The 6,321-nt window shown below is 73.2% G+C and carries 7 protein-coding genes, 2 tRNA genes and 1 pseudogene; 9 read left to right on the top strand and 1 reads right to left on the bottom strand.

Annotated features, from left to right (window positions below):
- The 5 genes and pseudogenes from STRAU_RS39185 to STRAU_RS26210 all read left to right on the top strand — a co-directional run.
- Positions 1 to 633 (top strand): annotated as a pseudogene (locus tag STRAU_RS39185) (DEAD/DEAH box helicase); the annotation flags it as partial.
- A gap of 172 nt (positions 634 to 805) precedes the next feature.
- Complete coding sequence (locus STRAU_RS26225; protein WP_037661968.1) at positions 806 to 1,267, top strand: SRPBCC domain-containing protein; 462 nt, start codon at positions 806 to 808, stop codon at positions 1,265 to 1,267.
- Entirely contained in the window at positions 1,264 to 1,641 is a 378-nt protein-coding gene (locus tag STRAU_RS26220) for an ArsR/SmtB family transcription factor (protein ID WP_016643415.1), read from the top strand. The genes STRAU_RS26225 and STRAU_RS26220 overlap by 4 nt, the downstream gene beginning before the upstream one ends.
- Positions 1,642 to 1,704: 63 nt before the next feature.
- The gene (locus STRAU_RS26215) at positions 1,705 to 2,208 is read left to right on the top strand and encodes an SRPBCC family protein (RefSeq protein ID WP_016643414.1); all 504 of its coding nucleotides are present in this window, start codon (positions 1,705 to 1,707) and stop codon (positions 2,206 to 2,208) included.
- A 111-nt stretch (positions 2,209 to 2,319) separates the two neighbouring features.
- Positions 2,320 to 2,395, top strand: a tRNA-Lys gene (locus STRAU_RS26210).
- Positions 2,396 to 2,487: 92 nt separating this feature from the next.
- Here STRAU_RS26210 and STRAU_RS26205 read toward each other — a convergent pair.
- The gene (locus tag STRAU_RS26205) at positions 2,488 to 2,907 is read right to left on the bottom strand and encodes an SSI family serine proteinase inhibitor (RefSeq protein ID WP_016643413.1); all 420 of its coding nucleotides are present in this window, start codon (positions 2,905 to 2,907) and stop codon (positions 2,488 to 2,490) included.
- A gap of 118 nt (positions 2,908 to 3,025) precedes the next feature.
- On the opposite strand from STRAU_RS26205, the gene STRAU_RS26200 reads away from it, so the two are divergent.
- The 4 genes from STRAU_RS26200 (at position 3,026) to STRAU_RS26185 (ending at position 6,264) form a co-directional block, all read left to right on the top strand.
- Positions 3,026 to 3,099 (top strand) — tRNA-Met (locus STRAU_RS26200).
- Positions 3,100 to 3,305: 206 nt separating this feature from the next.
- On the top strand, positions 3,306 to 3,692 hold the full coding sequence (locus tag STRAU_RS26195; protein ID WP_158692124.1) for a hypothetical protein: 387 nt from the start codon (positions 3,306 to 3,308) through the stop codon (positions 3,690 to 3,692).
- A gap of 110 nt (positions 3,693 to 3,802) precedes the next feature.
- Positions 3,803 to 4,993, top strand: a complete 1,191-nt coding sequence (locus STRAU_RS26190) for a PLP-dependent cysteine synthase family protein (protein ID WP_016643410.1) — start codon at positions 3,803 to 3,805, stop codon at positions 4,991 to 4,993.
- Positions 4,990 to 6,264, top strand: coding sequence for an MFS transporter (locus STRAU_RS26185; protein ID WP_016643411.1), 1,275 nt, complete (start codon positions 4,990 to 4,992; stop codon positions 6,262 to 6,264). The genes STRAU_RS26190 and STRAU_RS26185 overlap by 4 nt, the downstream gene beginning before the upstream one ends.
- The last annotated feature ends 57 nt before the right edge of the window (positions 6,265 to 6,321 follow it).

Raw genomic sequence — 6,321 nt, 5'->3', positions numbered from 1 at the left:
CGCCGTGCCGAGGCGCCCGCCGCCGACGCCGTCACCGAGGCCGCCGCCGTGGTGCCGGAGCAGCAGGCTGCCGAGCGCCCGGCCCGCGACGACCGCCCGGCCCGCGAGGACCGCCCCTCGTACGACCGCCGTCCGGCCCGTGACGAGCGCGGCAACTACGAGAAGGACCGCCGCTCCTTCGACCGCCGTGACGACCGGGGCGACCGTGGCGGTTTCCGCCGCGACGACCGTCGCGACGACCGTGGCGGCCGTTCCTTCGAGCGTCGCGGCTTCAACCGCGACCGCCGTGACGACCGCGGCGGCAGCGACCGCCCGTTCAACCGCGACCGTCGTGACGACCGTGGCGGCAGCGGTTTCCGCCGTGACGACCGTCGTGACGACCGTGGCGGCCGTTCCTTCGAGCGTCGTGACGACCGTGGTGGCAGCGGCTTCCGCCGCGACGACCGCCCGTCCGGTCACCGGGGCAGCGACCGCCCGTTCAACCGCGACCGCCGCGACGACCGCCCGGCCGGCGGCCACCGCTCCGGCGGCCACGACCGCCCGTCGTACAACCGCGGCGGCGACCACCGCGGCTCCGGCACCGGCTCCTTCGGCCGCCGCGACGACAAGCCGCGCTGGAAGCGCAACGGCTGACACCGGCTCGCTCTGACGCCGGCAGCATGAGGAAGGCCCGTACGACACAGCGTCGTACGGGCCTTCGTCGTTCCCTGACCCACGAGAAGTAACCCTGCGGTTGCACTATCGGCGTTCGAGGTGCAACCTGGAGGTAGCACTTCAGGGAGCGAGCGAAAGGGAGGCGTACACCATGACTTCTGTGGACTTCGCGGACCGGATCGAGCGGGAGATCGTCATCCACGCGCCGCTGGCGCGGGTGTGGGAGCTGGTCAGCAGCCCGGGCTGGTGGGTGAACGACGGGGACGAGGACGGCGCGCGGGACGTGCGGAGCGAGAACGGCCTCGACGTCGTCGTGGACCCGAAGTACGGCAGCTTCCCGGTGCGGACCGTGGCGGCCGAGCCGCCGACGTACATCGCCTACGAATGGGCGAGCGGCTTCCCCGGTCAGGTGCCGGTCGAGGGCAACGCGACCCGGGTGGAGTTCCGGCTCGAAGCGCGGGGCGACGACGTGGTGCTCCGGGTGGTCGAGAGCGGGTTCGCGTCCCTGGAGGCGCCGTTCGACGAGCGGAAGCGGAACTTCGAGGGCAACGTCGAGGGATGGGCGCAGCAGCTGTCCCTGGCCCGTCGGCGTGCGGAGCGTGGGCCGGCGTGAGCGGGAGCGGGGGGCCCGGCGCCGACGGGGCCGAAGAGCCCGACCTGGGCACGGTCCTCACGGCACTGTCGGATCCCACGCGCCGCATGATCCTGGAGCACCTGGCGGGGGCCGGACGGGCCAGCGCCACCGAGCTGGCCGACGGCCTGCCCGTGACCCGCCAAGCCGTCCTCAAGCACCTGAAGGTCCTGGGTGAGGCGGGCCTGGTGACGTCAGGACGGGCCGGCCGGGCCGTCCTCTTCGAGGTCCGCCCCGGCCCGCTCGACGCCTGCGCGCGGCATCTCGCCGACCTGGCGTCCAGATGGGACCGCCGCCTCCGGAACCTCAAGCGCCGGGCGGAGGCCGCGGAGGGGGATGCCACGCCCCCGGCATAGCCGCGTACCGCCGCACCGGCTCGTACCGCCGCACCGTCTGAACTGAACGAAAGGACCCCAGCCATGAACAACAGCACAGCCATCACCTGCACGACCTACGTGCACGCCGGTCCCGAGAAGGTCTGGCAGGCCCTGACCGACCCGCACCTGACCGACCGCTGGTGGGGCGTCACGTTCAGCACCGACTGGGAGCCGGGTTCCGCCATGGAATGGCGGCAGGGGCAAGCGCGGATCGCGGCGCCGGAGCAAGTCGTCCTGGAGTGCGTCCCGCAGAGCCGACTCGCCTACACCTGGCACACCTTCACCCCGGAGTGGGCCCGCGCGGTCGACGTCCCCGAACCGCTGCGCGCCCAGCTCGCCGCCGAGCCGCGCACCAAGGTCTCGTTCACGGTCGACCCCCAGGGGCCGATCACCCGGCTGACAGTCGTGCACGACGACTTCGCCCCCGAGGGAGCGCTGCACGGCATGTGCAGCCAGGCGTGGCCGCTGCTCGTCGCCAGCCTCAAGACCCTTCTGGAGACCGGCAGCCCCCTGCCCGACCCCGGGCGCAACGCACACGAGCAGTAGCGGGCCCCCGACGCCGCCCGCCGGGCCCCGAACGGACGCGGATGCGATACCCGATCGGAAGCCGGGGCCCGGCGGGCTATGCTCAGGGGTGCGCCGACACCATGTCGGCGAGGACCGTTAGCTCAATTGGCAGAGCAGTGGACTTTTAATCCATTGGTTGTGGGTTCGAGTCCCACACGGTCTACCACTCAGGCCCAGGTCGGGAAGTTCCGACCTGGGCCTGTCACTTGGCCGGGCGCCGGGCTCGCTCCGGCTTCGGCCGGACCTGGCGGGCGTGGCTCAGAACTCGAAGACCGCTCCGGTGTGCTGGTGCATCTCGCAGTCGTTGCCGTACTTCTTCTTGAAGCTGACCGGGCGGCCGTTGTACGTGCCGGTCGCCTCGGCCACGACCGGGGAGTAGATCATGGTGCAGACTCCGTCGGCGGGCTTCTGTTCGATCGTGCCGTTTCTGGCGCCCAGCTCCGCGCACGCGGACCGCGCGGCCGGGTGAGTGCCGCCTGTGGGGCCGCACTTGAGGGTGGCCGTGCGGGATCCGGCGGCGTCGCCCTGGGGGCGGGTCAGGGTCAGGGTCAGTTCTGCGGGGGCCGCGGCCCGGGTTCGGTCCGGTGCGCCGGGGCCCGTCGCCTGTGCGGTGCCGGCCAGGACGGCGCTCACGCCGAGAGCGAGCAGGGTCGCTGTGATCTTCGTGGTGGTCTTCACGGCCGGTTCAACGAAGGGGGCGGGCCCCGGGGCACGAGGGGCTCCGAGGGGCCCCGAGGGGCTCCGTTCAACCGATTCGCCTTCTGTGCCCCGCATGGCGTACTGTTCAGTTTACCGACGCGGGGTGGAGCAGCTCGGTAGCTCGCTGGGCTCATAACCCAGAGGTCGCAGGTTCAAATCCTGTCCCCGCTACTGAAGAAGTAGTTCGAAGGCCCGGAATCGCGCAGTCACTGCGTGGTTCCGGGCCTTCGGCGTATGCCCGCATGCCCGTATGCCCCGCATATCCGTATGCCCGCATGCCCATCGATCTGTTTCGGCTGTCCGTGGCGTTGTTTCACGCCGTTGTGAGCAGCGGGCTTTGCGCTGACGCCTGTGCCCTGCGTAGCGTTGTGATCACTATGAGTCGGCTGCGATACGTGCTGTCGGTGGTGCTGCTCACCACCTGCGCGTTGTTCGCCGGTGTGTGCCACGGGCCGCACGGGCTCGCCGCCGCGAACGCCGTCATCGCCACCCCGCCCGTCCATCACGCCTGCCCGGGACCCGCCCACGGCGAGCACGCCGGAACGGCGCACCCCGCCGCGCTCGCCGCGCAACCGGTCGACCGGGAGCGGACCGAAGGCGCGGGCGGCAAGAGCGGCAAGGGCGGCGGTGAGCGGGCCGACGGGCCGGCGTCGGGCGCCGGCGGAGCGGACGTGGTCGGCGGGTGCGCGCCGCCGAGAGCGGGGCCCTGCTGCACCGCATCGGGCCAGCGACTCCTCGTCGTCATCGGGGTGGACCGGAACTGAGGGGGCCTCGGAGTCCCGGTGCGGACTCCCATGCCACCCCCCATCCACGTACGCACACGTACGGAATCCCCGTACGCACCCGTGCGCAGCACACGAAGGACACCCCCCGCATGATCGGCAACCTTCAGCCCGCGGCGGCCGCCGTGGGCAACACGCCCGTGCTCTGGATCGACGAACCCTCGCCCGAGGGCGGCCGCGGCTACTGGGCCAAGCTCGAAGGCTTCAACTTCGGCGGCATCAAGGACCGCGCCGCCCTCCACATGGTCGAACGCGCCCGCGCCCGCGGCGAGTTGCGGCCCGGCGCGCCCATTGTCGAGTCGACGTCCGGCACCCTCGGCCTCGGCCTCGCGCTGGCCGGCGTGCACTACGGCCACCCCGTGCACATCGTCACCGACCCCGGCCTCGAACCCATCGTGGAGCGGATGCTCACCGCGCACGGCGCCCGCGTCCACCTCGTACGCGAACCCGGAGCCGTGGGCGGCTGGCAGCAGGCCCGCGTCGACCGGGTCACCGAGCTGATGGGCCGCCCGGAATTCGCGGGCGCCTGGTGCCCGAACCAGTACCACAACCCCGACAACGCGACCGCGTACGAGCCCCTAGCAGCCGAACTCGTCCGGCAGATCGGGCAGTTCGACGTGCTCGTGTGCGCCGTCGGAACCGGTGGGCACTCGGCCGGGATCGCGCGGGCACTGCGCGCCGAGGCCCTGCCGGGGCTCGAACTCGTCGGCGTGGACAGCGTCGCCTCGACCATCTTCGGGCTCGCCGCCGGGCCCCGGCTCATGCGCGGGCTCGGCTCGTCGATCCACCCGCGCAACGTCGACCACGCCGCGTTCGACGAGGTCCACTGGGTGGGGCCCGCCGAAGCGGTGCGCACCGCGCGGCGGCTCGCGGAGCGGCAGTTCGCCACCGGCGGCTGGAGCGTGGGCGCGGTCGCGCTCGTCTCGGCGTGGCTCGCCCGCACGAGGCCGCGCGGGACGCGGATCGCGGCGGTGTTCCCCGACGGGCCGCAGCGGTACTTCGACACGGTGTTCAACGACGAGTACTGCGGTACGCACGGGCTGCTCGGGCGGCCCGGCGCGATCCCCGACGAGCCCCGGGAGGTGTCCGGGCCCGGCGACGGGGTCGTGGAGTGGAGCAGGTGGCGGGCCGGGCGGTGCGGTGCCGCGGGGCGGCGGGAGGTGGTGGGCGCGGTCCTCGGACGGCCCGCGCCCGCCACCACGCCCGCGCCCGCCACCACGCCCGTGGGCGCTGCTTCTGCCCAGCCGGTGGGCGCCGCCCCCGTCGAAGGCGGCGTCCAGTGACCGGCGTCTGGGCTCGCGCGCGGGCCTTCGAACCCGCCGTGCAGCTCCTCTTCGTCAACCAGTTCAGCATCAACCTCGGCTTCTACATGCTGATGCCGTATCTCGCGGCCCACCTCTCCGGTGAACTCGGGCTCGCCGCCTGGGCGGTGGGCCTGGTGCTCGGCGTGCGGAACCTCTCCCAGCAGGGAATGTTCCTGGTCGGCGGCGCGCTCGCCGACCGGCTCGGGTACAAGCCGATGATCGTGGCCGGCTGTGCCCTGCGCACGGGCGGCTTCGCCGCGCTGGCCTTCGCGCAGACGCTGCCGGTGCTCATCGCGGCGTCGGCGGCGACCGGGCTCGCGGGGGCGCTGTTCAATCCTGCGGTACGCGCGTACGTCGCCGTCGAGGCGGGCACGCCGGAGCGCCGCGTGGAGGCGTTCGCGCTGTTCAACGTCTTCTACCAGACCGGCATCCTGGTCGGACCGCTCGTCGGACTCGCCCTGACCGGCGTGGACTTCAAGCTCACCTGCGCGGTGGCGGCGGTGCTCTTCGCCGTCCTCTCGGTGGTGCAGGTGCTGCGGCTGCCGGTGCGGCGGGCCGGCGACGCGGCCGCGGCCGCGGGGGATGCCGGCGGTGCGGGGCGCGGGCAGTGGCGGGCCGTGTTCGGCAACCGGCCGTTCTGGCTGTTCTCGCTCGCCATGACGGGTTCGTACGTCCTGTCGTTCCAGGTGTACCTCGCGCTGCCGCTCGAGGTGGAACGGCTGCTCGGCGGGGGCACGGCGACGACGGCCGCGACCAGCGGGCTGTTCGTGGTGTCGGGAGTCGTCGCGCTCGTCGGGCAGTTGCGGATCACCGACTGGTGCAAACGGACGTGGACGCGTGAGCAGTGCCTGGTCGCGGGGCTCGGCCTGATGGGCGCCGCGTTCCTGCCGCCCGCGCTCGGCGGGCCGGGGTACGCGGGCGTCGCGGCGCTGCTGCTGTGCGCCGCGGCCCTTGCGGCCGCGAACGCGGTGCTCTACCCGTTCGAGATGGACACCGTCGTCTCCCTCGCGCGGGAGCGGTGGGTCGCCACGCACTACGGCCTCTACAACACGGTGTGCGGCATCGGCATCACGCTGGGGAACCTCGCGATGGGCGCGCTGCTCGACGTGGGGGAGAGCCAAGGGCTGCCCGCGGTGCCGTGGCTGGCGTTCGCCGTGCTCGGCGCGGGCTGCGCGGTGGCGCTGCGCTCGCTGGGCAGGTCGGGCCGGCTCGCGGCACCGGTGCCGGCGCTCGGGGGTGGGGTGGGGTGATGTACGCGGCCACCTGACCGTTCCCGGTCGGCGCCCCGGCGCGTGGGCGGCGGGCCC

Source organism: Streptomyces aurantiacus JA 4570 (assembly GCF_000414115.1).
GTDB lineage: Bacteria > Actinomycetota > Actinomycetes > Streptomycetales > Streptomycetaceae > Streptomyces > Streptomyces aurantiacus_A.
The sequence above is the reverse complement of the archived record's forward strand: the minus strand, read 5'-3'. Positions and strand labels throughout refer to the sequence as shown.